The organism is Bacillus sp. 95MFCvi2.1 (assembly GCF_000374965.1).
Classification (GTDB): domain Bacteria; phylum Bacillota; class Bacilli; order Bacillales; family Bacillaceae_G; genus Bacillus_A; species Bacillus_A pseudomycoides.
In genome coordinates this window covers 61743-87136 of record NZ_KB895704.1, presented here as the reverse complement: position 1 = coordinate 87136, position 25394 = coordinate 61743, and the positions used below count along the sequence as shown (strand labels likewise).

The following is a 25394-nucleotide window of genomic DNA, read 5'->3' as shown; positions in this document are numbered from 1 at the left end:
AAAAGTTTTATCTCATCATGGCGCCAGTACAGCTTGGGAAAATATAAGTTGTTTTGGAAGGTGGAATGTATGATGAAAACGAAACAATCAGATGCATTATTAGCAAAGGATGAAAAGTATGTGTGGCATGGAATGCGTCCTTTTAGTCCAAATAGTACAATGGTTGGGGCAAAAGCAGAAGGATGCTGGGTAGAAGATATAGAGGGGAAACGGTACTTAGATGGGATGAGTGGGCTTTGGTGTGTGAATAGTGGATATGGAAGAAAAGAGCTTGCTGAAGCAGCGTATGAGCAATTGCAAAAATTATCATATTTTCCAATGTCACAATCTCATGAACCTGCAATTCAGCTTGCTGAAAAGTTAAATGAATGGCTTGGAGGAGAGTATGTTATTTTCTTCTCTAACAGTGGATCGGAAGCGAATGAAACAGCATTTAAAGTTGCTCGTCAATATTATGCTCATAAGGGAGAGTCACACCGTTATAAATTTATGTCACGTTATCGTGGTTATCATGGAAATACAATGGCGACGATGGCAGCGACAGGACAGGCACAGCGGAGGTATCAGTATGAGCCATTTGCTTCTGGCTTTTTACATGTTACGCCACCAGATTGTTACCGAATGCCAGAGATTTCGTCACAAAATATTTATGATGTAGAGTGTGTGAAAGAAATTGATCGTGTTATGACGTGGGAACTAAGTGAAACGATAGCTGGATTGATTATGGAACCAATTATTACAGGCGGAGGAATTTTGATGCCCCCGCAAGATTATATGAAAGCTGTTCATGAGACGTGTCAAAAACATGGTGCATTGCTAATTAGTGACGAAGTAATTTGTGGTTTCGGTCGTACAGGAAAAGCGTTTGGTTTTATGAATTATGATGTAAAGCCTGACATTATTACAATGGCAAAAGGGATTACAAGTGCATACCTACCGTTATCAGCAACAGCAGTGAAGAAAGAGATTTATGAAGCATTTAAAGGAAAGGGAGAATATGAATTTTTCCGTCATATTAACACGTTTGGTGGCAATCCAGCAGCTTGTGCGTTAGCACTTAAAAACTTAGAGATTATGGAAAACGAAAATTTAATTGAGCGTTCTGCACAAATGGGATCGCTTTTATTAGAGCAATTAAAAGAAGGAATAGGAGATGATCATCCACTTGTTGGAGATATTAGAGGGAAAGGGTTGCTAGTTGGCATTGAGCTGGTAAATGACAAAGGAACAAAAGAACCAATTGATAATGATAAAATTGCCAGTGTAGTGAATGCTTGTAAAGAAAAAGGATTAATCATTGGACGTAACGGAATGACAACAGCAGGCTATAATAATGTTTTAACGTTAGCACCGCCTCTTATTATTTCAAGTGAAGAAATTGCTTTTGTTGTCGGGACATTGAAGACAGCGATGGAACGTATTTAAAAAAACCGACTCATCCCCCACCTTCACTTCGTTTAGAGGAGGGGGTCTTCTCAGTTAAAATGATAAAAAATGAGATGATTGTCTTTTGAAGAGAATCATCTCGTTTTTTATATTATGAAACTAGTACTCTATATAGCTATTATGCACTTTGTTTTAATTGCTTATCTTTTACACCGAAAGAATATTTTAACATTGGTGGTGTAATCATTGTTGTTAAAATAACGACAATTACAATTGCTGTAAAGTAATCTTGTGCTAGTAGTCCAGAAGTAAGCCCCTGTCCTGCAATGATAAGAGCAACTTCACCGCGTGAAACCATTCCGGACCCAATGATTGTAGATGATTGTAAATCAAATCCTGTCATGCGCGCTCCGAAGCCACAACCAATCAGTTTTGTTAATACAGCAATTACAGTTAAAGCCAAGATAAACCATACTTTATCTCCAATGCCTGCAAACGTAATATTCATACCAATGCTTACAAAGAAGATAGGAACGAACATTGCATAAGCGATTGGTTCTACTTTCTTTTCTACTTCATGTTTGTAATCTGTTTGAGAGATAGCAATACCTGCTGCAAATGCTCCGATAATGCCTGCGATTCCTAATAGTTCACCGAAATATGCAAAAGCGAAACAAATGATAAGAGCCGCACTAATTATAGACTCTGATACGCGTAGTGGTGATAACCAACGCATAATCATTGGAACACCTTTCCAACCGATTAGGATGATAGAAAGGAAGAAAACAACCTTTTTCAAAATAATCATTGTTAAGCTTACATCACCTGAGCCTAAGAAACTCATGGCAAATGCTAGTAAAATAACAACAAGAATATCATCAAATACAGCTGCTCCCAACATTGTTGTGCTTTCGCGAGTCTTCATTTTTCCTAAGTCACGAAGTGTTTGTACAGAGATACTAACACTTGTTGCACATAGAAGTAATCCTAAAAAGACAGCATTTGATTGTTCCATACCCATAATTAGTCCTGAAACATAACCACCTACAAATGGAAGAATAATACCGCCAACAGCAACAGCTAAAGATGAATTGCGATTTTCATTTAGTTCTTTTAAATCTGTTTCTAGACCTGCCATAAACATAAGGAGAATAACTCCTACTTGACTTAACTGTGTGAGTAAATCTGAATTGTTAACTAAACCTAATACCGCCGGACCAATTACAATACCAACAATTAATTTCCCGAGTACAGAAGGTTGCCCTAATCTCACACTAATGTCACCAGCAATTTTGGTGCTTAGTAAAATTAACGCAATTTGAAAGAAAAATTCCATCTCATCTCTCCTTTTCATTTTTTGTTTTTATTAAACGATTTCTCGGAGTTTGCCTAATGTACTAATATGTAAAACACATTAAACAAGAGGTCTCTATACGAGTTCTTTTGAACTTGTAATTTGAACCTGTAATAAATATATAATAAATTTCAAGAAAAATCAATGTTAAATCGGAAGATTTTCATGGGGATGATTCATTTTGAATAAGGAATGAATGTCTATATAATGAAGGGGAAGAAAAACAAATTTGTTTTTAACGAATCAATTTATTTGAAAGAAACGGAGTAGAAAATATGTTATTCAATCAACGCTTTACTATTGGAGAAATGGCAAAAATGCATAATATTGCGGAGTCAACATTACGTTATTACGATGAAAAAGGTATTTTTCATCCATCCATTGTTGATCCACAAACAAAGTATCGATATTATACAATCGACCAATTTGCACTTTTAGATACAATTAAATTTTTACGGCAGTTAAATATTTCTTTAAAAGAAATAAAGGAATATATTGATGAAAGAAACCCATCTTATGCCTTAAATTTACTTAAAAAACAACAAGAGATGATGTTAAAAAAACAAAGAGAAATTGAATATGCATTGGCTAAAATGAAGCATAAAATCGATTTGATGAAAGAAGCTACAAAGTCAAAAGCTAATAATGTGACACTTAAAAAATTACCAAAGAGAAAAATTACAGCGTTAGCTATTGCACCAAATATAACGGATGATATGTTTGAATATTATATCCATTCACTCCAAAAAAATATGAAGCAAATAGATGATAGTTTATTTTCAGGAGACCTAGGTGTGACAGTGTCAAAAGAAGGGTTGCTTCAAAATGAATTTCAAGCATATAACAGTGTTTTTATTCTTCTTGATTATATGCCGTTTCAAATTATTACTTCAGATGAAATTAAAGAAGGGATGTTTGCTTGCTCTTATCACCATGGGCCATATGAAAAAACGGATGGAACTTATAAGAAGCTGTTAATGGATATCAAGGAGAAAGGATATGAAGTGTCTGGAGATGCAATTGAGCTCGCTTTAATTGACTGTTCTGTGACGGAGAATCCAGAAGAGCAAGTTACAGAAATACAAATCCCGGTAATAAAAAAGAAGTAAGAGGTTGTATAACAAAAATGTATTTTGAATTCTCACTTGACCTTCAAGTTGCTTGAAGGTTTAAAATGTGAACAGAGAATTGAAAAGGAGCATTTTATTATGGAAACAACTGAGAAATTAAGAGAAAAACCAATGAAAAATTTATTTATATCTTATTTAATACCAGCGGTTCTTGGAATGGTATTAATGTCGGTGAATATTGTAATCGATGCCGTTATGATTAGCAGAGGAGTCGGAGCGAATGGCTTAGCGGGAGTAAACGTTGCTATCCCGGCCTTTTCCATTTTTTTCTCTATATCATTGTGGATTGGAATGGGCGGAGCTACACTATATTCCATAGCATTAGGTGAAAATAAAATAGAGCGAGCGAGATCCATTTTTACTCAGTCTATGACAGTGGCTGTTGTAATTGTTGGTGCTTTAATGGTCATCTGTTTATGGAGAATAGAAGATTTGGCCTATTTATTTGGAGCTAATGAAGTAATCTTACCATATGCATTAGACTATTTAACTGTATTATTAACATTTGGAATGATATACGTATTAGAAAATATTTTAAGTACATTTATACGAAACGACGGAAATCCAAATTTAGCGATGGCAGGACTTGTTGTAACAGCGTTGTTAAATATTGCTTTTGATTATATTTTTATTTTTATTTTTGGCTGGGGTGTAACAGGAGCGGCGGCAGCGACTATCCTGTCAGCGGCAATTGGTTTTCTTGTTTTATTAAGTCATTTCTTTAGAAAAAGTAGCATTTTAAAATGGACGAAATTTCATTTTGAATGGAATACAGTCAAACAAATTATGGTGATTGGTTTTCCAAGTTTCACCGCAGAAATAACAGTAGCGATTGTAACGATTGGTTTTAACATAACCTTTATGAAATATGCAGGAGAATTAGGTATAGCATCTTACGCAATAGTGAATAGTATTCACTCCATGATGCTATTAGTATTCTTAGGTGTTGGAGCGGCATTGCAACCAATTGCAAGTTTTCATTACGGTGCAAATTTACCTGAACGTTTGAAGGAAGGACTAAACTTTGCAGTCAAAACAGCTATTGTACTTGGATGTGTAGCAATTGTGAGCGGATTATTCTTTGGGAAATACATTATTGGTTTATTTGATGTTCAATCAAAAGAGTTACTGACACTAACTGTAACAGGAATGAGTCTGTTCTTTATTCAATATGTATTTTTTGGTTATAACATTGTATATGGAGAGTATTTCCAATCGGTGAGACAAACAAGAAAGTCTATCTTGATTATTTTGAGCCGCGGTTTATTACTCATTATTCCACTCTTATGGATTATGCCAAAGTTGTTTGGAGTAAATGGAATTTGGCTTGTAATGCCTGTATCTGAAGTGTTAACAGCGATTGTTGTATTTGGGATGAATCGTATTTCTCATCCTGTATCAGTACGAAATGTAGAAAGAGAACATGTGGCTTGATAGAACAATCCCCTTAATCAATTAAGGGGATTTCTTATGTTTTAGACTAAATGCAAAGGAACCATCAGCCTCTTGAACAGAAGCGAATGCAATGTTTTTTATATCTTTAATCCCTTTTTCTAATAATTCATTACGGAGCCATTTCTCATTTTTATGGATTAACTTTAAATTATCATATTGAATGTGCGAATCAACAATGAGTGCAATTGGTAGTCCTGCATATTTGACATTTAAATGTATATCCTTTGGAGTGAGTGGAATAAGTTCTCTTTTAGGTAAAATGCTAATCGCACCATTGGCTTCTAAAATCGCATATTCGATTTCATGTACGCTAGGATATCCTGCTACGCGAAGGTTGGATAACAATTCAGCGATTGGATATCTACTTTTTTTTAGATTTTCAAAAATAATTTCTCCATGTTTAATTAAAATAATGGGATGTCCAAGGATGAAGCGATTCAATTTATTTATTAAGCTTAATTTTGTAATGAAAAGATGGAGACATGTAACTACTAGCATACCTATAATAGCTTGCAAAGCGCCATCAACAGGTATAGCTTGAAAAGCTAAATAGGATAAAAAGATAATTGCTCCAAAATCGTGCGGTGTAAGTTGTGCAAGTGCAGATTTTCCAAGCAGTTTAAGTGATAAGAGAAATAGTAAAAATACGAATGCTACATTACATAAAAAAACAATCAATGTTTACACCCCTTAATGCAAATTCACATTATAAATTGTGTATACCTAATCCAATATTCCCATATTTATTAAAAATATTACTTTTAAAGGTTAATTTAGGGTGTATTGGAAATTTAATCTATAAAAACAACTCCAAGCATATTATGATGGGAGAATAGAAAAAATAGGAGTAAATGTAAATGATAAAGAAGAAAAAGATGATGAAGTATAGTTTAGTTGTGATAATGATTATAGTAGGTTATATAGGATTTTTACAATATAACATTTATAAGCATGGTCATATGGAAGCACCGAACGATGCAGACTACATGATTCTTTTAGGAGCAAAGGTGAAAGGAACAGAGCCTTCTTATTCTTTACAATATCGTATTGATAAAGCAGCGGAATATTTAAAAACACATGAACAAACGATTGTTATTGTATCCGGTGGTAAAGGAAAAGGAGAAGACATTTCAGAAGCACTAGCTATGAAACAAGGATTAATGAAGCGAAATATTGCAGAACAAAGAATTATAATGGAAGATCGTTCTACAAATACAGATGAAAATATTGAATTCTCAAAGTCTCTTATTCCAGCAAATAAGAAAAAAGGGATGATTGTTACAAATGATTTTCATATGTTTCGGGCCAAAAAAATTGCTGAAAAACAAGGGTTGAAGGTAAATGGACTTCCTGCGAAAACACCTAAATCAATTATTATTCAGTCAAATGTGAGGGAATATTTTGCGATTACACAGTATTGGCTAACGAATCGTATATAGTAATAAATCTTACGAAAATGTAATCTGATTGAAAGGTAAAACGATAGTTCCTAAAGTAGTGAAGTGCCATAATAAAGGTAATAAAAACAACGAAACTTTAGGAGTGAATCGTATGAAAGGCAATAATATTTTATCTTCACTTTGTTATTTTAGTATTTTCTTTGCACCGTTTCTATTCCCAATCATCGTCTACTTTATTGCAGAAGATGATGTGAAATATCATGCGAAAAAGGCATTTTGGACACACATTTTCCCATATGCAATTTTGTTTGGTGGATTGGCATTTTCAGGTGTATTCGGTTTAAGTTTTGGAGAATCCGCAAGTGTTGGAATCGGAATGATTGTAACCTATGTAACTTTTGCAATTGTAGGTATTTATTACTTTGTTTGGAATATTGTTAAAGGTGTTAAAGTGCTGAGAGCAGCTTAAACGATTTATTTTTTCAAGAATGAAAGAGGACGAATGGTTAAAAATTCGTTCTCTTTTTGTATAGGTTTGAAGGGTTCGGCTTTAATTGAGGTGAAAAAAGAGCATATTATATAGAAGTTTTTAGATGGGCATAAAAGTTGTGATAAATGAAAAGGATATGTTAATTTTTCAGTAATAAGAAATAAGGAGGCTTTACTATGAATGAGATGATACATAAAATGGAGCAACATACATCAGTTCGGAAATATAAACAAGAACCAATTCCTAAGAATATAGTGGAAAGAATGGTGCAAGCAGCGCAGTATGCAGCATCATCACATTTTGTTCAGGCGTATTCAGTTATGTACGTTACAGATGAAAATTTAAAGGTGCAATTGGCAGAGTTATCAGGTAATCGTCATGTGAAAGATTGCGCGGCATTTTTTGTTTGCTGTGCAGATTTAAAGCGCTTAGAAACAGCATGTGAGAAACATGGAACAGAGATTAAACATGATGGTGCAGAGGACTTTATTGTAGCTACAGTAGATGCATCCTTATTTGCACAAAACTTAGCGCTCGCTGCAGAATCACTAGGATATGGCATTTGTTATATTGGAGGAATCAGGAATAATCCAGAAGAAGTGAGTGAACTGCTCCATTTACCAGATAAAGTATACCCGGTATTTGGGATGACAGTTGGAGTACCTGATGAAAGTCATGCAGTGAAACCGCGTTTGCCAGTTAAAGCGATTTTACATGAAAACGTATATGACGAAAATAAATATGATGAATTACTAGAGGAATATGACCGTACGACTAATGAATATTATAAGGGAAGATCTACAAATCAAAAGGATGTAACATGGACAGGATCAATGAGTGCTTTTATGTCAAAAGAGAAAAGAATGCATATGAAGGAGTTTTTGAGTAAAAAAGGGTTTAATAGAAGATAAGGTAAAAACAAATCTGCATTAGCAGGTTTGTTTTTAGAAGGAGAAGTTTTTTTACTTTCGAATATGTATAAGTGTGTCGAAAGTAAAGGGGCTGATGAAATGAAAAAAGCATTGTTTTTTCTATTTGATGGATTTGCAGAATTTGAAGTGAATCTAGCGAGTTTATTTTTAAAGAGTAAGGGATTTGAAATTGTCACAGCAAGTGTAGATAATGCGACTGTTACAGGAGAAGGAGGTTTCCAGTGTAAACCGCATATTTCCATAGATGGCATAATTGCAAAAGAGTATGAGATTTTAATTGTCCCCGGCGGAGAGATCTTTCATCATCTAGAAAATCCTAAGTTATTATCGCTTGCCCGGGAGATAAATGAACAAAATAAATGGTTAGCTGCTATTTGTGCAGGAACCGCTTTATTACAAGCAGCTGATGTGTTGCAAAATAAAAGATTTTCAACTTCTTTAACACCAGAAGTGGAGAGTCTAGCACATCTCCATGAGTGGAAGTATAAACAAAGTACAGATGTAACAGTGGATGGGAAAATCATTACAGCAGTTGGCTCTGCTTATGTCGAGTTTGCAGCTGAAATCATTAAACAACTCAATTTATTTGATGAGGGAGAAGAGAAAGAAACACTCCTGTATTTTAAAAACATAAAAGAATTAAGTAATAAGACCTTAGCGTAGCTGAGGTCTTATTTTATGAAAATATTTCTAATTTTTCATTGACGTTTACATTGTAAGTTGTTAATATACTGAATAATTTTGCAAAATTATAAAATTGATTCGATAGAAATCGAATCAAAGAGAGGGGAATTTATGTTGCGAGTTACATCATGGTTTGAACGACATGTCAAAGTTGTATATTCACCATTTCGCGAAATGTTATTAAGCTTACATGTTTTATCTAATCCTACCCATCATGTAAAACGATTAGAGTGGGCAGAAAATGTATTAAATCAGATGGATCAGGAGGAAAAAGAAATATTATATGAGATTAATGAGAAAAGCGATGACTGGTTACATTTTATAGATTGGTGCTCTGAGTTTCAGGCTGAAGTCTATGTTGAAGAAGGGATTGAAAAATTACGAGTAACGGATACAAAAGGCTTTCAATCATTTTTTCCTAAGCTAGAGAAAGAATTAGTTTGTAATTTTTTATATCAATATCATCAGCGCTATTTTGCACGAGAGTTATTTCAAATAGAACCATGGCTAGAACGATCTGTATATGATGTGAAAGAAACAATCAAACAAAACCCGTTGTCCCTTTCTAAAAATTTGCATCCGAGATTTTTAATTGATGAAAAGGAAATAACCTTTTTAAAAGCCCGTACTTGGCAATATCGTTATGAGGATTTATCAGCAATTACATTATATCCATCAACTTTTGTCGCACCTCATTTACTAATAGATAATCTTATTTCTACTCATATAAAAGTCTATTATGAGGTGGAAATCGCATCGTCGTATACAGATGAAGTACCAAAGGATCTTTTGCGAATTCTACAAGCGATATCAGATGAAACGAGATTAAAAATGCTAAGAGATTTATCCTTTCAATCTTTTTGTACACAGCAATTAACAGAGCGGTATAGTCTTACAAAATCAACGGTTTCCAATCATTTAAAAATGTTAGAGTCTACAGGTCTTATACAAAAGGAACGAAAAGGTTATTACGTATTTTATAAAGCAAATCGAGAACTATTAGAACAAATTCGTGTTGATTTAGATCAATTTATGGATTTCCCAATTGTTCAAAAATTAGGGGAGGGGAGAACATGTGGCTAACGTTTATGGCTACATTTCGTCGTGATTTCTATACGATGCGTAGAGCGTACCCATGGTCATTTTTTTTAGGGCATATTTTAACTGGTGTATATATCGTATTGTTTGCTTATCTAACATATCATTTTATGTTTCAAGGAAAGTTAGATGCTAATTTTGCAAAGTTAGGGAAGACTGATGATTATCTTTCGTACGTTATATTAGGAGCTGTTTTTTATTCATTTTCTGTTTCTCTATTAATGATTGTGAGCCGAACATTGATAACCGAACTGCGTGAAGGGACGCTGGATGTTTTATTATTAACGCCATCATCTCGGCAAGGTTATTTTCTAGGAGCAGCTGCGCAAGGGATATTGCGTGTGGGACTTGAATTTATCACGATTTTTATTTTTGGTTTGTTTTTTGGATTACAGTTTCGAGAAATAAATATGATACCAGTGGTATTTTTATTATTTATTTTCTTTTTTGCTATATTCGCTCAAGCACTAATGTTGGGGGCTTTTATGCTCTATTTTCGTGATACATATTTAACACAAAATACATTGTTTATTTTTATGAGCCTTGTCAGTGGTGTGTTTTTTCCAGTAGGTTATCTTCCTACATTTTTACAGCCTATGAGTGTATTGATGCCGCTCTCACATGGTTTATCAGCATTTCGATTGTGCATGATTGAAGGTGGGAATTTAGCTTCCATACAAATTGAACTTATGTGGTTATTGGGATTAGGAGTTGCGTATTTTATTGCGGGTGTATATGCGATGAAGCGAATGGAAAAGTATGTGATTGAAAAACATTTTGCATAGGAGGGCTTATTATGATACAAGCAAAACAACTTGTAAAGCGGTATGAGTTAAAAGAGAAAGTAGGTTTTTTTCGTAAAAAAAGAAGAGTAGTTGAAGCAGTAAATGGACTAGATTTAACAATTCAAAAAGGAGAGATTGTAGGATTGCTAGGTGTGAACGGGGCTGGGAAGACAACAACGATTAAAATGTTAGCAACGCTTCTTGAACCAACTTCGGGTGCTATTGAAATTGATGGTATAGACAGCACAATGCAAGATTTACTTGTAAAGAAAAAGATCAATATGATTGCAGGTGGTGAACGCATGTTGTATTGGCGTTTAACAGGTAAAGAAAACTTGCAGTATTTTGGAAGTTTGTATGGATTAAAAGGAGCCGAATTAGAGGAACGTATTCAGTTTCTCCTTGGTCAAGTAGAGCTCAAAGAAGCTGCTAATACACCTGTAGAACGATATTCAAAGGGAATGAAGCAGCGTTTGCAAATCGCAAGAGGTCTTATTAATGATCCAGATTATTTATTTCTTGATGAACCAACATTAGGACTTGATGCACCTGTAGCGAAAAAGCTGAGAGAAATGGTATATCGATTGGCGAAGGAACAAAATAAGGGTATTTTGTTAACGAGCCATTATCTTGAAGAAGTAGAGGAACTTTGTGATCACCTTTATATTATTGAAAAAGGACGACTTCTTTATGAAGGAACTCCCGATAAAATTATCCAGTCTATTGTCCGTGAATATCGTTTAGAAATTGTGATTCCTGAAATGAAGAATGAAACGATAGAACGATTAGAGTATTCTTTAGGGCTGAAGGAAATTCAATATGAAAAAGAACATACGGGTGAACATATACGATATGAACTAAAGGCATCTTTTGATATGACAACAACGGTTTTATCATTATTAACCAAATATCAAATTCGTATATTACAGTTAGAAACACATAAAGCAAGATTGGAAGATGCAATATTACAAATTGCAAATGAGGTGAGTGCGTGAATATGTTTTTTGCAGAATGGAAAAAAAGTCACCGCAATCATTTTCATAGTAAGATGGTTTATTTTTCTTTATTCATTTGGCCGGTTTTATTATTTGCAACGGCTTATTTTTCGGTGAAGCCATTTGATACTTCAAATACTAGCCCGCTTGCAAAATGGATGGATCCAAAACAAATTAGTTTTTTTCTCATTACAGGTTATATTGGATATGTTTTCTTTTGGAGCCTTGTTCAATCGGCATGGCAAATGTCATGGGAACGCCAAAATGGAACACTTGAACTTATATTTTTAACACCAGCATCGCGTGTATGGATGATGTATTGCCGGGCAGGAGCAAATTTAATAGAAGGAGTATGGATGTTTACGATGTTTTCGATTCTCATCGCATTGTTTCTGAATGACACACCGATACCACCAGTTGAAAATATTGTATTTGCTTTTATGATTTTATGTATTTCGGCTGTTGTGTGGGGGGGTTGCTTAAATACGATTTTTTTATTTTCACGAGATGCTAGTATTCTATTTACAATATTAGAAGAACCGATGCAATTTTTTGCGGGTGTACGCATTCCCATTGTTGTATTACCACTATGGGGCAAAGTACTGGCAGCTTTGTTTCCATTAACGTATGTACTTCAAATTTTCCGTTCATTATTAATGGAAGGAAAAAGTATTATAAATGTATTTCCAGAGTTAGGTTTATTAGCTAGCTTATTAATCATTTTAATTGGAATATCGTATGTGCTTGTTCGAAAAGCAGAAAAGCATGCGAAACGAACAGGAAATATGGTTTTATTTTAAGGAATGGGGAGAGAGAAATGGGAATATTTCAAGGTGCAGCGGCATTATGTAAAAATAATGATGGGAAATTGTTAATGGTATTGCAAGGGCGCCCAGATGTAAAAGAAGCAGAACTAAAATGGTCTATTCCATCTGGTGGGAAATTGGAAGAGGAAACATTTGAGGAGTGTTGTATACGAGAAGTGAAAGAGGAAACGGGATATGATGTACGTGTCATTAAAAGTATGTACGAAAAGAAGGGGAATAGTAATGGATATGATGTTCACATTGTGTATTATGAGGTAGAAGTAATTGGAGGAAATAAAGAAATATGAGATCCAGATGGATTAATTTATGAAGTGGCTTGGAAAAGCAGTGAAGAAATAGCAGGTATTACCCTTTCTTTTCTAGAAGATAGAAAGTTATTGCAGGGATTCATAGATTGTACAGCAGGTGATGAAACCTAAGCGCTGATACACATGAAAGGAAAGAAAAAAGATGATATACGAATTGCAGAAAGACCAGTTTATGAATTGCAAACATCTTCTACAAAAGGAAAGGCATATAGAAGTGCAAGCTATCATTGAAGGGAATAATTCGGGCCGTATATTTGTTGACAATGCGAGCGAACCACGGTCTGGTTTAGTTTGGCTTGGAAATTTAGATGGTTTTGTATTTATTGGTGAGGCAAATAACAAAATGTTTAACCTTGAAATAAAAAAGGTTTTAAGGGAACAAATTGCACAAGAAGCAGCCTGTTTGGACTTGAAGTGGTTTGAAGGATTTGGTCATCAAGTAGGGTGGGATCGTACAATTAGAGAAATATTATGTGAACAATCATACGAGGAATCCAATCAAAAAGTATACAAATTATATGAAAGTGCGTACAAAACATATAATGAACCAATCATTGATGAGGTATATACGGTATTAAAAGTAACGAAGGAAAATCTTGTGACATACTCTTTGCTCAAGCAATCATTTTTCGTTTCACAAATTACATCATTTTGGAATTCGATGGAATCATTTTTTGAAAAAGGAATTGGGTATGTGATTTTGCATGAGGATCAAGTGGTGAGTCTTTGTTTTTCAGGATTTGTAAGTGGGAATATGCATGCGGTAAATATCGAGACAATTTTGGAACATAGAGGGAAGAATCTTGCCAAGAAAGTCGCACATATATTTGTTCAAGAATGTTTCAAACAAGGGTATGTGCCCTATTGGGACTGTATGGAAGTGAATAAACCTTCAATTGCTATAGCAGAGAGCCTAGGGTTTACAAACATTTTTGATTATATTGTATACGAGTATCAATTTTAATTTGACTAAAGAAAATAAGAAATACCTCAAGGGAAAAGAATGTATTTGTTCTTTTTCTGCTTGGTATATTTTTTTCAATATATTTGTAATTGCAGTGGGTGTACTTTTAACTTTGAAATATTTGATGTAGAAAAGCGACTTGTAAAAGTCGCTTTTCTTTATAAATGTGTAATGCCAAAATGATGGGAGAAACACTATTAATAAAAAAGCCTTCACATTAATTATTTGAGCAATCATATTGCCCAGTGAGGTACCGATGATATCTAGTTATTAAATCATCTACAAATAGGATCGTGATAGTGTAGTCCACTCTTCTAAAGAAAGTTTTTCTGTAATATGTTTTAGTTCATCTGGAACATTAACAAAACTAATAAACTCAATACTATTATCATCTGGATCTTTAAAATAGACAGAAGCATTGCCTTGGTTAGGGCGAACAAAAGGTCCAATGGTAGTTCGATTACTAAATGGAACGGGCGTAATATTTCGGTCTTTCAGCCACTTAATAGATGTATGAAGAAACTCGAAGTCTACTTGAAACGCAATATGGCGAAGGGAAGGATGATACGGCGTTTTATATTCTTCTCCTTCCCAAAGTCCGAGCCAACTTTGTTCTTCTACAATCCAAAAGAAGGCAGTATCCTCATATCTTTTATATAGTTTTAATCCCAATGATTCATAGAATGGTATGGATCTTTCTAGGCTGCGAACGGGTAGATGTGATTCGTATAATCCTTTGATCATAAATAATCCTCCTCTTTAGATAATATATTGTTCTTATTTGTAATTGTAATCTATGTCTTTCTTGGTTAAATCAATAAAAAGAATGGAGAATGATTCATACAAAAGTATGAAATATTCTCCATTCTTTTTATTTTATATTACAAAAAGTATACATTAATCTGTTTAATATCTCAAAAATTCATTTAAAGTTACTTTTAAATGAATATATTTTCTATAAAGTTAAAAATATTACGATTTCATTACGAAAAAATATTGATTATATTTGTATATGATAATATAATTCTCCTTGTGGAAATAAAAACTAAAATTATTCATTATTTGGGGTATATGGAAAATAAAGAAAGTTATTTTGCCTATTTTAATGTCTACAATGCTTGTAGCTCCTGCAGTATCTCATGCAGAAAAACAAGAAACTGTGAAACAGATTGCTCCAAAAACAGAACAGACGATGCAGAAAACAGGTTGGGTAAAAGATGGAAACACATGGTATTTCTATGATCAAAATGGTATGAAGAAAACTGGTTGGTTACAAGATGGAGGAAAATGGTACTACTTTGATGCAAACGGAAAAATGAAAACGGGTCGTATTGAAGAGCAATATAATGGTTACTTATTAGGAGCAGACGGTGCGCTATATACCAATGAAGGATGGCTTCAGTATGAGGGAGATTGGTATTACGTTCACCAAGGGGGAAAGCTACACTGGGATTTTCTTGAATATAATGGTAAGACATACTTTTTAAATCCAGATAATAATAAAATGCTATTAGGTTGGATAGGTTCACATCCGGATGGTAATTATTTCCTTTCTGATGGATCAATGGCAACAGGTTGGAATTTAATTGACAACCACTGGCATTATTTTAGCGGAAACGGAGCTGCTTATAATGGCTGGCTAAGCTATAAAGAAAGCTGGTATTACTTTGTTGGTGCTAAGATGAAAACAGGCTGGTTACAAGAGAATGGGAATTGGTATTATTTACAGTCTAACGGTGCAATGGCGATAGGTAAACATTTCATTGATGGAAAATGGTATTCATTCAAAGATAATGGTGTTATGAGTTAAAGAGAACTCTTTAACTATCTTAAAAGATTTTGACAGGAAAAGATGACAACTGAAATGTTATCCAAGCATAAAAAGTGAAAACATAAAAATTAAAAGGCGACACACATTGTACATCATTAATGTGTGTCACCTTTTGTAATTTAATATTCTATAAAACGGTATATACTTCTTTAATCATCTGCAAAAAAGTATGAAAAACAGTGAGTTGCTACTGTTTGCATGCCTCGACATCAATGCCGGCAGCAATTAATTTTTTTTCGCCTTCTTGTTCAATAATTTTTTGTAATTTTGATAAGAATGAGTCAAAGTCAGTATGTTTGGCAACTTGGAACGTCATTTTATGTTCGATGGGAATCCAAGTATCGATATCGGCTTCGTTATGCTGAATTTTAACTTCTAGTTTATCAAGAGCATTTGCCACTTTCGCTTCGTATGTTTCTTTTGCTTCAAACTCTATCCATAAATTGTACAGTTCGTCCCCAAGAGGACCTTCTAATGTATGTTTAATATTCAAAATGGCTTTTTGTTCATTTTCTTGTTTTTGTAATTGTAATTGTTCGCTGTTCATTGTGTCAAAAGCAGGAATATCCCCGGCTTCTGCTTCCACGAGATCATGGATAATAACCATCTTTAATAGTTTTTCCATGTTTACTTCTTTATCTAAATAAGGCTGAACTAAAACAGCCATAAGGGACATACGCCACGTATGTTCCGCAACACTCTCTTGTCGACCATTAGAAAGCCAGCTATGTCGCATTTCGTATTTAAGTTTTTCTGCTAGTGCAATGACTTTTAAAATGTTATGTTCCATATGGATCCCCCTCATATTGCTATAAACTAATATTAATATAAAAATAGAATGTGTCAATTTTACGTTCGTTTGACTAATAATTCAGAAATATTATAAAATATTCCCATAATATTTTTTTATTTTTACAAAAGACAAAGAAGAAATTGAAATTGCAAAAATGCTGAGTGGGAGTGAATATAAAATGTACCAACAGACAGCAATTCATGTACTAGATCTTTTGAAAAATATTGTAAATGGAATAAAAAATATTCAGAAAGTGGAAGAGGAATGTAGAAAAATAGAAAGAGAGTTCCATGTGACGTATGCAGAATTAATGGACTTATATGATAAAATGATAGCTTTTCAAAGAGAGATTGAAAAAATGGGTGGTTTATTTGCATACGAACAATCTCAAATGATGTGGTTGAAATCTGAATTAGAACTTTTATATGCTACGTATCAATTTTGTCAGCATTACAATTTAAATATTTCAGATACTTCAAAGGCAATTAGTAAAGAGAATCTACAATTATTTCCGAAAACAGAAAGTCAACTGCAGAATACGTATTATAAATTAAAAAATCAAGAGCTGCCATTTGAAAATATAAAAAAGGGTAAGCCGGGGCGTAAGAAAAAGCACGAGCCAGAACAGTATGTTTGTGAGAAGGAGAATAGAGTAAAAAGTATAGTGGTCCAAAGTGAAAAGACAGAGAATAATCTGGTTACTATATTATCAGGGATTGTCGATAATTTTGAAACAATTGGTGTAGAGGGCAAGAAACAAGAACTATATCAATTTATGGAAGGGATTTACAAACTTTCGAGTATGGCAGCTGGGCATACAAAAGAAAATAATACACATGAGATACAGAAAGAGCTTCAAAATCTTCGTGCTGAAAATGAGAGATTGAGATATGAAAAAGAAGAGGTTATTTCTAGTATGGACGAAATGACAAATCAAATGAATCGTTTTATTGAGAGCTCTGATATTAATCAAATTCGAACATTACCAGCTTTTGTGAATATGTGTAAACAATATTTGGAGAAAAACAAACTTCATCATGACAAAATGGATACAAAAGAACAAATAATATCTATGAAACAATGAGAGCTACTTTCTATTGGCTTTTATGAAGCTGATAGAAAGTAGCTCTATTATTTTTATGTTAAAATCAAGAAAACTTACAAATTAAGAGGAGAAGTTAATATGAACCAAAAGTTACATCCACGCGTCGGTGTTGGAGCGTTTCTTTTAAACGAGCAAGGCGAGTTATTACTTGTACGGAGAAAGAAGGCACCAGAGCAAGCGCACTGGAGTCTCCCAGGTGGAAAAGTGGAATGGATGGAAACAGCAGAAGATACAGTTGTCAGGGAGATTCTAGAAGAGGTAGGGTTAGAAATTGAACTCACATCGTTATTATGTGTGACGAATCACATTTTACCTGAAGAAGAAGCACATTGGGTATGTCCGACGTATATTGCAAAAGTAACTAATGGGATAGCAGAAAATCTGGAAAAACATGCTATTAGTGAAGTGGGGTGGTTTTCATTAGATAGTCTTCCAGAACCATTAACCTTAACTTTACAAAATGCTTTGAAGGAATATGAGAAACTTAAATAAGTATATGGAAATATAATGTATCGAGCTCTTAGTAGAGAGGAAGAAAACCTTCGCTGAGGATTAGCAGCGGGATAAATGTAATCAAGCTATCTTGTTTTAAAGATAGCTTATTTCTTATTAATCGAATCAAAATTCAGAATTTTATTGACTGTACATTTTTTTCTTTTTATATTAGTAGGTATAGTAATAACTACTAAAGGAGTGGGAACATGCCAGAGGCATTATTTTTACAGGATGCATATAAAAAAACTGTCAAACAGAAGTAACAAGAGTGGATGGAAACCGAGTATTTGTAAAAGAAACGATATTTTATCCAACTGGTGGAGGACAAGAATGCGATACAGGCGTACTTACATAAGGTGAGAATACTTTTGAAGTTGTAAAAGTAAAGAAAGCAAAATCGTCGTTTTGAAGTACGCGCTGTCATGTAAATGCAAATAGAGGTAAATTGAAGTGAGGGATTACAGTGGATGAAGTCATGAAAGAATTGCAAAAGTTAGGGTTTTCACAATATGAATGTAAAGCATACATCGGTTTATTAAAACATTATCCTGCGACAGGATATGAAATTAGTAAACAAACGGGTGTACCGCGTTCCATGATTTATGAGGTACTTGGGAAATTGATGGATAAAGGCGCAGTGCATTTAGTACCCTCAGAACCAGTTAAGTACGTTCCAGTATCGGCAAGTGAGTTAATGAATCGAATGCGACAAGATTTTGAAAAGTCATTTGATTTCCTTGATCAGAAGTTAAATTGTTTAGAGCAGGAGCGTCAAGTAGATGTAATCTCTCATATTCGTACGGATGAACGAATTTTAAAGGAAATAAGTAACATTATTGAGCGTGCAGAAGAAGAGTTATGGATTTCTGTATGGGAACAGCAAGTGAGCGAGCTGGAGCCTCTTATTCACAAAAAGGAACAAGAAGGTGTACATGTTTTTTCGATACTTTTTGGGGCACCTCAAACAAAAATAGGAACAACATTTCATCATAATTATATGACTCCAGATGTTGTGAAAGAGCGGATGGGGGGGCATTTAACAATTGTTGCACGAGATGGAAAAGAGGTGCTTATTGCCAATTTTTCAGAACATAGTACATCATGGGCTGTTACAACATATGATCCAGCATTAGTGCTTGTCGCAATAGAATATATTCGTCATGACATTATGGTTGAAGAAATTACACAGGAATTTGGTCCTGATAAATTAGATGCATTATGGCGTGGTAATGCAGATTTAGTTCACGTTGTAACGGGTAAACGCTTGATGCAAGAAACGAAGGGGGAAGAGTGATGGCAAGGGCTGAAGTACAGATGACAATGCACGGGAATGAAACATTTCAACAGGGAGTGAAAGATTGTTTACCAACTGTACTAGGGTATTTAAGTATTGGTATCGCAGCTGGTGTAATTGAAAAAACAGCAGGGTTTTCGTTAGCAGAAATAGCATTAATGTCTACTTTGATTTATGCTGGTTCCTCACAATTTATACTCGCTGGTATGTTTGCCGCTGGAGCACCTACTTCTGCAATTATTTTCACCGTATTTTTTGTCAATCTACGTCATCTGTTAATGAGTGCTGCGCTTGCCCCGTATTTAATGAAGGTTCCTTTCTTGAAAAATATGATAATTGGCTCGCAAATTACAGATGAAACATTTGGTCTTGCGGTTCAGCAAGCTTCAAAAAAGAAGTATCTAAGCGAGAGATGGATGCTTGGTTTAAATGTGACAGCATATTTAAACTGGATCATTGCGAATGTCATCGGTGGTATTTTTGGTGAGTGGATACCAAACCCTCATACGTATGGTATGGATTATGCTTTACCAGCTATGTTTATTGGATTATTTGTCCTGCAGTTAATGAGTAGTCATCCAAAATTAGTCATTCATCTCAGTGTTGCGATTGTGGCAATTGTAATCGCATATAGCATACATTTTTTCGTTCCGGCAAGCGTAGCAGTTATAATTGCAACACTTACGGCAGCAACAATAGGGGTGGTGATTGAAAGATGGAAGTAAGAATCGATGTGTTATTACTCTTAATGGGAGCAGGTCTGGTTACTTTAATTCCGCGCCTATTACCGCTCATTGTATTTAGTAAAATACAAATTCCAGATTGGGGATTAAAATGGTTAAGTTATATACCAATTGCTATATTGGCGGCGCTCCTTGCTGAAGTGCTCTTTATGAATAAAACGATGCAATGGGATTATATAATTGCAGCAATTCCGACATTCTTTGTTGCTGTTTATACACGTAGCCTGTTAGGAACAGTGTTAACTGGGGTGATTGTGATTATTTTGTTACGTTTGTTTATATAACAAGGATTTCTTTCATAGTATATCGAAGAGTGTAATATCATGAATGAAATAGGGGTGGTGTTATGATTCTTTTAACGATAGGTGCTATTTTGTTTATAGTTTTTATCTTCTTCATCATTGGTCTGCTTACTTTTACAATGCTTGTTAATAAAGCAACTCCACAAATTTACTACACACCTTGTGATTCCATGACAATACAATCTCATAAAAAAAATAGAGGGAAGAGAAGTTGATTTTAGGCTTTTCTTCCTCTTTTTATTTATCCCGCGTTAACGGGCAGTAAGACCCCATCTCAAAATTCAGAAAAAGTAAAGAAGTTAGGTGGGGGATTTTCGGCACCGGGATAGGGTTGTTTTTAGATACTTTCATTCTTTATTCTTCCTCTAGTATTTTTTCGACGCTTTCATCACAACAAGTTCTATCTTTCGCAATTTGGATGACTATAGCCTATGCACTATATCTATTCATTCCTGTATGGATGGAACGATCGTTTGCGAAATGCTTCCTATTTACGTGTAGAAAAAGGAGCTGATTCTTAAAAATCAGCTCCTATAAAACAAACTTACATTTTAGCAATTCCTTGTAATAGTATGCCGAAGAGTAGACTGATAAAAGAGAAAGCACCGACGGATACAGAAATAATTCGATTATTTTTCCATTCTTTTATGAAAACCATAAATCCTAAAATACAAAGAAAATACCAGATTGGTAGAAAAATAAAATCGCTAATATAATTAGGGAGTAATGTATAAAAACTAGTCAAAACTAAAATCCAATGTCCAAGAAATAAGGTCATAACGATAAAGGAATGTCGATAAGGACGGTTTAAATATTTACGATTTTTAAGAGTTGTAAAAATGAAAGCTAACGTTATGAGAATGATTAGAATAACGAAAGCAAGTAAAAGTAATGTAAATGACATAGCAAAACTCCTTTAATACATTTGTTTCGTTATAGTTTTTAGAAGAAATGAATCAATCATTTCATATGCTTGTTTTGTAGATTGTTCGTTATAGTTTGTAGTATAAGGATCCAGAAATCCATGATTTCCTGGGAACTGTTGTATATGTAGAAATGAGTTGTCTTGTCTTTGCAATGTCGTAATAAGAGAAGAAATGGAACAGTTCAATTCTGTTTCTGGAAAAATTAAAAGAGTAGGACATGTAGGAATAATATAAGAGTAGTCTCGTATGCGAGAGCCATAGCAGCCAATAATAAAATTAACTTTTGGATTGTTACTGCATAGCCAAGAGATGGTTGCGCCAATGCTAAAACCTATGAGTCCAATATATGGGTAATTTTTTGAAAACTGTATAATCATTTCTTCAATTTTTTCTTTTCCATGTTGAAATCCAACGTTTTGCATAAAATGGGAGTAAGCTTTTTGTTCATCATTATAATGAAAAGGAGCATCTAGCTGTAAAAGACTTGGGCAGAAGATATCTACCTGTGGTGAAGAAAACCTGGATATGACATCCTGCATATGCTGATTTATGCCGTATATTTCGTGAACAACAATCAGAGCTACTTTGTTCTTCATTGATTATAAACCTTTCCTCTGAAAATTATATTCTCTTTCTACAACACATATTTTCATATGAAAGCTTTCATACCATTGTTCACGACCTCTTTGTCTTGCTATAGTATGTGCTGCATTTTCTCTCCATTGTTTAATTGCTTCAAGTGACTCCCAATATGAAATTGTAATACCGAGACCAGATGCATCCCGTACGCTGTCAACGTTTATAAAGCCAGGTTGCCCTTTAGCGAGTTTTTCCATTTCTTCAGCGACATCGCCATAATCAGTCGTGTCTTGTGAAAGCTGGGAAGTGAATATAACTGCATAATAAGGTTCGTTACTTTGCTTTGTATCCCTCATCGTATCCCTCCAAATATACTTATGGATTGTATCATATCATAAAGATTGAATAGTATGTCTTTTGAGTATAAAAATGTTTTGAGAAATATCCCGTACCATATTAGGATAACTGTTGAAAAAATAGAAATTTACGTTATTCGTGCAGTGATGATAAAAATATTTGGAAAGACAAATCATACGGCATACAAGAAAAACCCCACTTCAAATAAAACTGAAGTGGAGTTTCTTATATTTCTTCTAGGCTATTAACTGGAACTGTTAATTCGCGATCTGGATTCGTTGCATCATATATGCGGGCGGTTTCATTGCTTTCATCAACATGTTGAATCATAACGGGCATGCCTTGAAAACTAACATGCGCTTGTTCTGATGACTCGGAAAGCTCTTTTGCACGTTGTACATTCATTCTTACATTCCTCCCATCTTTATTATTTTTGCTGAAAAGGAGGAATAATATACCATTTTGAGATGGGTTTAAAGTTTTTGTATTATTTGTAATGTTTCTTTAATAAACACAGTAAATGTCGAATCAGGGAATTCTTGTATAGCATGAAAAGCTTCTGTTGCTTCTCGAAGCGCCTTTTTCTTATTTTTGAGTTCCATATAACAAAGGGCACGGTAAGCCCCCCCAGTTATAATCCATGCTTGGTCTAGTGGGTGAAACATATAATCTGGAATTGTCGCTTGCTGTAATGTTTCTAATGCTGCTTCATATCGCTTAAGGCCGTATAAAGCCTTTCCTTTTTCTAGGTAATAAACCCCGTCCTCTTGAAAGAGCGGTTTATCTTGAAGTTTTGTTCTAAATAAATCTAGATGTTTGAGAGCTAATGTATATTCATTTGTTATTGTATTATAATAATAAGCTTTTAATATATCTATAATCGCAATAGATAAAATATTTTCTGTGAAAACGGCAAATTGTTCGGATTTTTTTATATAGTGTAGATATTTATTTTCATCTGCCACTATTACATTTTGGTAGGAGAGAATTCGATAAAATTCATCTGTTTTATAATACACTTGATTTTCTTTTGAGAAGTCAAGAGCTTGTAAGATAATTTTTTCGCACCCATCATAATCACCATATGCGAGTAAAACAATTGCCTCACATAAGAATAATTCTATTTGTATAATAAGATCCATTTCTAATTGTTTTGCTTCATACTCTTTTCGAATAGAGGTAAGAAGTTCTAGGCATTCTTTATATTTTTTATGGACAAATAATACATAACACAGCTTTAAACTAGTTTGTGTACTTTCACGATATAAAGTATACTTTTGAAAAATTTCTACGGCTTTTTCAATATAGGAATGTATGCTGTAATCTTTCATATTAAATGCAACGCTTATAAATTGTTTATATAAACGAGCTGTACTTAAAGTAGGTGGTAGTTCTTTTTGAACAATAGGTAGCAGTGTACGATACGCTTCTTCAAATTGATTATTTTTTATAGCTTGTTCCATTTTTGGAATCAGCTTTGTTACTTCTTCGTTGTCCTCCTCTAGTAAAAAACTTGCTTCACATTCAAGCTGACTAGCAAGATATTGTAATGTCTTCATAGAAGGTGTTGCTTTCCCATTTTCAATTTGACTCAGCATACTTTTCGTTAGCTCTGAGCCAGCTAATTGTGTCTGAGTAAGACGCTTTTCTTTTCGCAATGCTTTAATTTTTTCACCAAGAGTAGCCATATCGTTGCTCCTTTATTATAAAAAAGTTAAATGCAATTAAACTTTTTGTTGTAAAAATTTAAAAAATGATTATATAATAAGTTTAACACAATTTAACTTTTTAGGGGAGAGTGGCGTAATGGGGGATGTAAGTATAAGTCAAAATGATCCGAGAATCAAAATCGCAACGAGAAATATCATTTTGATGATGATTGGAAAAATGACTTCTTTATTAGGTGCAGGGATTTATACGTTTGCAATGGGGTTATATGTTTTAAAAACAACAGGATCAGGAGTAGGTTTTGCAATTACGCTTATTTGTGGTTCTATTCCAAGAATGGTATGTGGACCAATTGCAGGGGCTGTGGCAGACCGAATAAACAGACGGTGGGTTGTTATTGGTGCGGATTTATTAAGTAGTCTTATCATGTTCACGATGTTTGCACTTTCTACTTTATTTGACATTTCACTTCTATTCATCTATGTATCTGCAGCACTGTTATCGATATGTGCAAGTTTCTATTCTGTTTCTTTTACGGCTTCTATTCCAACTTTAGTTGACAGTGCACGTATTCAACAAGCGAGTTCTTTAAACCAAACAGCGACAGCACTTTCGACTATTTTAGCACCAGTTATTGGTGGAATGGTATTTGGTTTGTTTTCAATGAAATTCTTTTTTCTTTTAAATGGTATTACATTTTTTTTAGCGGTAATTGTACAGTTTTTTATTGCATTTGATCTGTATAAAGTACAAGCAGAACAGAAGAAAGCTGATTTTTTATCCAGTATTAAAGAAGGATTCTTATATGTAAAAAGACGTGATGATATGTATACGATGTTAAAAGTGTTTATTTGGATTAATTTCTTTGGCAGTGCACTGTTTGTTGCACTTCCGTATATTATCATTCAAAACTTACGTTTATCGTCTCAGCAACTAGGTGTTGTGGAAGGAATGTTGGCGGTAGGAATGTTGGTTGCATCAATTGTTTTATCTGTTCGTAAGGAAATGAATAATTTATTTCGCGCGGTTCGCATTAGTTTATTTGTCTTAGCGGGTTTGTATTTGTGTACTGCATTTCCGTTATTAGTTACAATTCCAGGGACGGTAAGTTTTATTTACTATATAATTTTTATGCTTATTTTTGGAATGACGAGCATTTCCATCAATGTTCCCCTTCAAGTATATGTTCAGAAAACAACTGATTCACAATATCTAGGACGGGTTTTTGGATTAATTGAAACAATTTCTACGGCAATTACGCCTCTTGGAATTATTTTGTATGGATTTTTATTAGATATAATGCCAACTAGTATGGTAATGGTTATTTCGGCTATTGGAGTATGGATGGTAGTATTATTAGGGATGAAACAAATGGATGTGAAAAAACAAGTGGATGTATCAGCATAGATGTACAATGTTTTTCTAGGAAAACTTCATTTTGAAGGAAATGAAGTTTTTTCTTTTTTGAAAGTGTTTTTTAGTTATGATAAATT

Annotated in this window: 29 protein-coding genes and 3 pseudogenes; 23 read left to right on the top strand and 9 right to left on the bottom strand. The window is 34.0% G+C overall.

Annotation, left to right across the window (positions count from 1 at the left end):
• Positions 1-72 precede the first annotated feature (72 nt).
• A complete protein-coding gene (locus tag C568_RS0119590; RefSeq protein WP_018782512.1) occupies positions 73-1425 on the top strand; it encodes an aspartate aminotransferase family protein in 1353 nt (450 codons plus the stop codon).
• Between the two features lie 139 nt (positions 1426-1564).
• Here C568_RS0119590 and C568_RS0119585 read toward each other — a convergent pair whose 3' ends face one another.
• Positions 1565-2722 (bottom strand): cation:proton antiporter, encoded by a 1158-nt coding sequence (locus C568_RS0119585; RefSeq protein ID WP_018782511.1) that lies wholly within the window; start codon positions 2720-2722, stop codon positions 1565-1567.
• A gap of 293 nt (positions 2723-3015) precedes the next feature.
• Between C568_RS0119585 and C568_RS0119580 the strand changes: the two genes are divergently transcribed.
• Both C568_RS0119580 and C568_RS0119575 read left to right on the top strand, forming a co-directional pair.
• Positions 3016-3849 (top strand): MerR family transcriptional regulator, encoded by an 834-nt coding sequence (locus C568_RS0119580; protein WP_003196509.1) that lies wholly within the window; start codon positions 3016-3018, stop codon positions 3847-3849.
• A 96-nt stretch (positions 3850-3945) separates the two neighbouring features.
• On the top strand, positions 3946-5304 hold the full coding sequence (locus tag C568_RS0119575) for an MATE family efflux transporter (protein WP_033794542.1): 1359 nt from the start codon (positions 3946-3948) through the stop codon (positions 5302-5304).
• A gap of 21 nt (positions 5305-5325) precedes the next feature.
• On the opposite strand, the gene C568_RS0119570 is transcribed toward C568_RS0119575, so the two are convergent.
• Positions 5326-6003, bottom strand: a complete 678-nt coding sequence (locus C568_RS0119570; RefSeq protein ID WP_018782509.1) for a DUF421 domain-containing protein — start codon at positions 6001-6003, stop codon at positions 5326-5328.
• A gap of 182 nt (positions 6004-6185) precedes the next feature.
• Between C568_RS0119570 and C568_RS0119565 the strand changes: the two genes are divergently transcribed.
• The 10 genes and pseudogenes from C568_RS0119565 (at position 6186) to C568_RS0119520 (ending at position 13808) form a co-directional block, all read left to right on the top strand.
• Complete coding sequence (locus tag C568_RS0119565) at positions 6186-6764, top strand: YdcF family protein (protein ID WP_029427536.1); 579 nt, start codon at positions 6186-6188, stop codon at positions 6762-6764.
• Positions 6765-6876: 112 nt separating this feature from the next.
• Positions 6877-7194 carry a DUF4870 domain-containing protein gene (locus C568_RS0119560; protein WP_018764335.1) on the top strand — a complete coding sequence of 106 codons (318 nt, stop codon included), beginning with the start codon at positions 6877-6879 and terminating at the stop codon, positions 7192-7194.
• Between the two features lie 197 nt (positions 7195-7391).
• Positions 7392-8126 carry an oxygen-insensitive NADPH nitroreductase gene (gene nfsA / locus C568_RS0119555; RefSeq protein WP_006094363.1) on the top strand — a complete coding sequence of 245 codons (735 nt, stop codon included), beginning with the start codon at positions 7392-7394 and terminating at the stop codon, positions 8124-8126.
• A gap of 63 nt (positions 8127-8189) precedes the next feature.
• A complete protein-coding gene (locus C568_RS0119550; RefSeq protein ID WP_018782507.1) occupies positions 8190-8810 on the top strand; it encodes a DJ-1/PfpI family protein in 621 nt (206 codons plus the stop codon).
• Between the two features lie 132 nt (positions 8811-8942).
• The gene (locus tag C568_RS0119545; protein WP_018782506.1) at positions 8943-9914 is read left to right on the top strand and encodes an ArsR/SmtB family transcription factor; all 972 of its coding nucleotides are present in this window, start codon (positions 8943-8945) and stop codon (positions 9912-9914) included.
• Positions 9905-10714 carry an ABC transporter permease gene (locus tag C568_RS0119540; protein WP_018782505.1) on the top strand — a complete coding sequence of 270 codons (810 nt, stop codon included), beginning with the start codon at positions 9905-9907 and terminating at the stop codon, positions 10712-10714. Before C568_RS0119545 ends, C568_RS0119540 begins: the two co-directional genes overlap by 10 nt.
• A gap of 11 nt (positions 10715-10725) precedes the next feature.
• Positions 10726-11709 carry an ABC transporter ATP-binding protein gene (locus C568_RS0119535; protein WP_018782504.1) on the top strand — a complete coding sequence of 328 codons (984 nt, stop codon included), beginning with the start codon at positions 10726-10728 and terminating at the stop codon, positions 11707-11709.
• A gap of 2 nt (positions 11710-11711) precedes the next feature.
• Positions 11712-12509 (top strand): ABC transporter permease, encoded by a 798-nt coding sequence (locus C568_RS0119530; RefSeq protein WP_006094368.1) that lies wholly within the window; start codon positions 11712-11714, stop codon positions 12507-12509.
• A 17-nt stretch (positions 12510-12526) separates the two neighbouring features.
• Positions 12527-12955 (top strand): annotated as a pseudogene (locus C568_RS32015) (NUDIX hydrolase).
• Between the two features lie 103 nt (positions 12956-13058).
• The gene (locus C568_RS0119520; RefSeq protein WP_018782500.1) at positions 13059-13808 is read left to right on the top strand and encodes a GNAT family N-acetyltransferase; all 750 of its coding nucleotides are present in this window, start codon (positions 13059-13061) and stop codon (positions 13806-13808) included.
• Between the two features lie 279 nt (positions 13809-14087).
• Here the strand turns inward: C568_RS0119520 and C568_RS0119515 are convergent, their stop codons facing one another.
• Positions 14088-14552: a VOC family protein gene (locus C568_RS0119515; RefSeq protein WP_018782499.1), complete on the bottom strand. Its 465-nt coding sequence runs from the start codon at positions 14550-14552 to the stop codon at positions 14088-14090.
• Between the two features lie 361 nt (positions 14553-14913).
• On the opposite strand from C568_RS0119515, the gene C568_RS0119510 reads away from it, so the two are divergent.
• Positions 14914-15618, top strand: coding sequence for a nucleoside triphosphate hydrolase (locus tag C568_RS0119510; RefSeq protein ID WP_391509567.1), 705 nt, complete (start codon positions 14914-14916; stop codon positions 15616-15618).
• A 208-nt stretch (positions 15619-15826) separates the two neighbouring features.
• Here the strand turns inward: C568_RS0119510 and C568_RS0119505 are convergent, their stop codons facing one another.
• Complete coding sequence (locus C568_RS0119505; protein WP_003206650.1) at positions 15827-16429, bottom strand: HD domain-containing protein; 603 nt, start codon at positions 16427-16429, stop codon at positions 15827-15829.
• A gap of 181 nt (positions 16430-16610) precedes the next feature.
• Here C568_RS0119505 and C568_RS0119500 point away from each other — a divergent pair, with 181 nt between their 5' ends.
• From C568_RS0119500 to C568_RS35625, 8 genes and pseudogenes are all read left to right on the top strand, one after another.
• Positions 16611-17516 carry a DNA-binding domain-containing protein gene (locus C568_RS0119500; RefSeq protein WP_018782497.1) on the top strand — a complete coding sequence of 302 codons (906 nt, stop codon included), beginning with the start codon at positions 16611-16613 and terminating at the stop codon, positions 17514-17516.
• Positions 17517-17615: 99 nt separating this feature from the next.
• Entirely contained in the window at positions 17616-18029 is a 414-nt protein-coding gene (locus C568_RS0119495; protein ID WP_018782496.1) for an NUDIX domain-containing protein, read from the top strand.
• A 209-nt stretch (positions 18030-18238) separates the two neighbouring features.
• Positions 18239-18384, top strand: a pseudogene (locus C568_RS35630) (alanyl-tRNA editing protein); the annotation flags it as partial.
• Between the two features lie 111 nt (positions 18385-18495).
• On the top strand, positions 18496-19326 hold the full coding sequence (locus tag C568_RS0119485) for a TrmB family transcriptional regulator (RefSeq protein ID WP_018782495.1): 831 nt from the start codon (positions 18496-18498) through the stop codon (positions 19324-19326).
• Positions 19326-20051, top strand: a complete 726-nt coding sequence (locus C568_RS0119480; RefSeq protein ID WP_003196550.1) for an AzlC family ABC transporter permease — start codon at positions 19326-19328, stop codon at positions 20049-20051. The genes C568_RS0119485 and C568_RS0119480 overlap by 1 nt, the downstream gene beginning before the upstream one ends.
• Positions 20042-20353 (top strand): AzlD domain-containing protein, encoded by a 312-nt coding sequence (locus C568_RS0119475; RefSeq protein WP_018782494.1) that lies wholly within the window; start codon positions 20042-20044, stop codon positions 20351-20353. The genes C568_RS0119480 and C568_RS0119475 overlap by 10 nt, the downstream gene beginning before the upstream one ends.
• A gap of 62 nt (positions 20354-20415) precedes the next feature.
• Complete coding sequence (locus C568_RS33285) at positions 20416-20586, top strand: DUF3951 domain-containing protein (protein ID WP_003196553.1); 171 nt, start codon at positions 20416-20418, stop codon at positions 20584-20586.
• 83 nt (positions 20587-20669) lie between these two features.
• A pseudogene (locus C568_RS35625) lies at positions 20670-20885 on the top strand (hypothetical protein); the annotation flags it as partial.
• A gap of 30 nt (positions 20886-20915) precedes the next feature.
• On the opposite strand, the gene C568_RS0119465 reads toward C568_RS35625, so the two are convergent.
• From C568_RS0119465 to C568_RS0119445, 5 genes are all read right to left on the bottom strand, one after another.
• Positions 20916-21275, bottom strand: coding sequence for a hypothetical protein (locus tag C568_RS0119465; protein WP_018782493.1), 360 nt, complete (start codon positions 21273-21275; stop codon positions 20916-20918).
• Positions 21276-21287: 12 nt separating this feature from the next.
• Positions 21288-21893, bottom strand: a complete 606-nt coding sequence (locus tag C568_RS0119460) for a dienelactone hydrolase family protein (protein ID WP_006094376.1) — start codon at positions 21891-21893, stop codon at positions 21288-21290.
• A 3-nt stretch (positions 21894-21896) separates the two neighbouring features.
• Complete coding sequence (locus C568_RS0119455; RefSeq protein ID WP_006094377.1) at positions 21897-22232, bottom strand: antibiotic biosynthesis monooxygenase family protein; 336 nt, start codon at positions 22230-22232, stop codon at positions 21897-21899.
• Between the two features lie 226 nt (positions 22233-22458).
• Positions 22459-22638 (bottom strand): H-type small acid-soluble spore protein, encoded by a 180-nt coding sequence (locus C568_RS0119450; protein WP_006094378.1) that lies wholly within the window; start codon positions 22636-22638, stop codon positions 22459-22461.
• Positions 22639-22706: 68 nt separating this feature from the next.
• Positions 22707-23921 carry a helix-turn-helix domain-containing protein gene (locus tag C568_RS0119445; protein WP_006094379.1) on the bottom strand — a complete coding sequence of 405 codons (1215 nt, stop codon included), beginning with the start codon at positions 23919-23921 and terminating at the stop codon, positions 22707-22709.
• Positions 23922-24039: 118 nt separating this feature from the next.
• Between C568_RS0119445 and C568_RS0119440 the strand changes: the two genes are divergently transcribed.
• Positions 24040-25308 carry an MFS transporter gene (locus C568_RS0119440; protein WP_006094380.1) on the top strand — a complete coding sequence of 423 codons (1269 nt, stop codon included), beginning with the start codon at positions 24040-24042 and terminating at the stop codon, positions 25306-25308.
• The last annotated feature ends 86 nt before the right edge of the window (positions 25309-25394 follow it).

Excerpts from the sequence above, each read along its gene's own strand:
- C568_RS0119545 (WP_018782506.1), top strand. The coding sequence starts at position 8,943 with ATGTTGCGAGTTACATCATGGTTTGAACGACATGTCAAAGTTGTATAT.
- nfsA (WP_006094363.1), top strand. The coding sequence starts at position 7,392 with ATGAATGAGATGATACATAAAATGGAGCAACATACATCAGTTCGGAAA.
- C568_RS0119540 (WP_018782505.1), top strand. The coding sequence starts at position 9,905 with ATGTGGCTAACGTTTATGGCTACATTTCGTCGTGATTTCTATACGATG.
- C568_RS0119455 (WP_006094377.1), bottom strand. The coding sequence starts at position 22,232 with ATGAGGGATACAAAGCAAAGTAACGAACCTTATTATGCAGTTATATTC.
- C568_RS0119530 (WP_006094368.1), top strand. The coding sequence starts at position 11,712 with ATGTTTTTTGCAGAATGGAAAAAAAGTCACCGCAATCATTTTCATAGT.
- C568_RS0119450 (WP_006094378.1), bottom strand. The coding sequence starts at position 22,638 with ATGAATGTACAACGTGCAAAAGAGCTTTCCGAGTCATCAGAACAAGCG.
- C568_RS0119440 (WP_006094380.1), top strand. The coding sequence starts at position 24,040 with ATGGGGGATGTAAGTATAAGTCAAAATGATCCGAGAATCAAAATCGCA.
- C568_RS0119585 (WP_018782511.1), bottom strand. The coding sequence starts at position 2,722 with ATGGAATTTTTCTTTCAAATTGCGTTAATTTTACTAAGCACCAAAATT.
- C568_RS0119465 (WP_018782493.1), bottom strand. The coding sequence starts at position 21,275 with ATGTCATTTACATTACTTTTACTTGCTTTCGTTATTCTAATCATTCTC.
- C568_RS0119460 (WP_006094376.1), bottom strand. The coding sequence starts at position 21,893 with ATGAAGAACAAAGTAGCTCTGATTGTTGTTCACGAAATATACGGCATA.
- C568_RS0119495 (WP_018782496.1), top strand. The coding sequence starts at position 17,616 with ATGAACCAAAAGTTACATCCACGCGTCGGTGTTGGAGCGTTTCTTTTA.
- C568_RS0119590 (WP_018782512.1), top strand. The coding sequence starts at position 73 with ATGAAAACGAAACAATCAGATGCATTATTAGCAAAGGATGAAAAGTAT.
- C568_RS0119445 (WP_006094379.1), bottom strand. The coding sequence starts at position 23,921 with ATGGCTACTCTTGGTGAAAAAATTAAAGCATTGCGAAAAGAAAAGCGT.
- C568_RS0119475 (WP_018782494.1), top strand. The coding sequence starts at position 20,042 with ATGGAAGTAAGAATCGATGTGTTATTACTCTTAATGGGAGCAGGTCTG.
- C568_RS33285 (WP_003196553.1), top strand. The coding sequence starts at position 20,416 with ATGATTCTTTTAACGATAGGTGCTATTTTGTTTATAGTTTTTATCTTC.
- C568_RS0119480 (WP_003196550.1), top strand. The coding sequence starts at position 19,326 with ATGGCAAGGGCTGAAGTACAGATGACAATGCACGGGAATGAAACATTT.
- C568_RS0119515 (WP_018782499.1), bottom strand. The coding sequence starts at position 14,552 with ATGATCAAAGGATTATACGAATCACATCTACCCGTTCGCAGCCTAGAA.
- C568_RS0119535 (WP_018782504.1), top strand. The coding sequence starts at position 10,726 with ATGATACAAGCAAAACAACTTGTAAAGCGGTATGAGTTAAAAGAGAAA.
- C568_RS0119500 (WP_018782497.1), top strand. The coding sequence starts at position 16,611 with ATGTACCAACAGACAGCAATTCATGTACTAGATCTTTTGAAAAATATT.
- C568_RS0119510 (WP_391509567.1), top strand. The coding sequence starts at position 14,914 with ATGTCTACAATGCTTGTAGCTCCTGCAGTATCTCATGCAGAAAAACAA.
- C568_RS0119505 (WP_003206650.1), bottom strand. The coding sequence starts at position 16,429 with ATGGAACATAACATTTTAAAAGTCATTGCACTAGCAGAAAAACTTAAA.
- C568_RS0119550 (WP_018782507.1), top strand. The coding sequence starts at position 8,190 with ATGTATAAGTGTGTCGAAAGTAAAGGGGCTGATGAAATGAAAAAAGCA.
- C568_RS0119560 (WP_018764335.1), top strand. The coding sequence starts at position 6,877 with ATGAAAGGCAATAATATTTTATCTTCACTTTGTTATTTTAGTATTTTC.
- C568_RS0119580 (WP_003196509.1), top strand. The coding sequence starts at position 3,016 with ATGTTATTCAATCAACGCTTTACTATTGGAGAAATGGCAAAAATGCAT.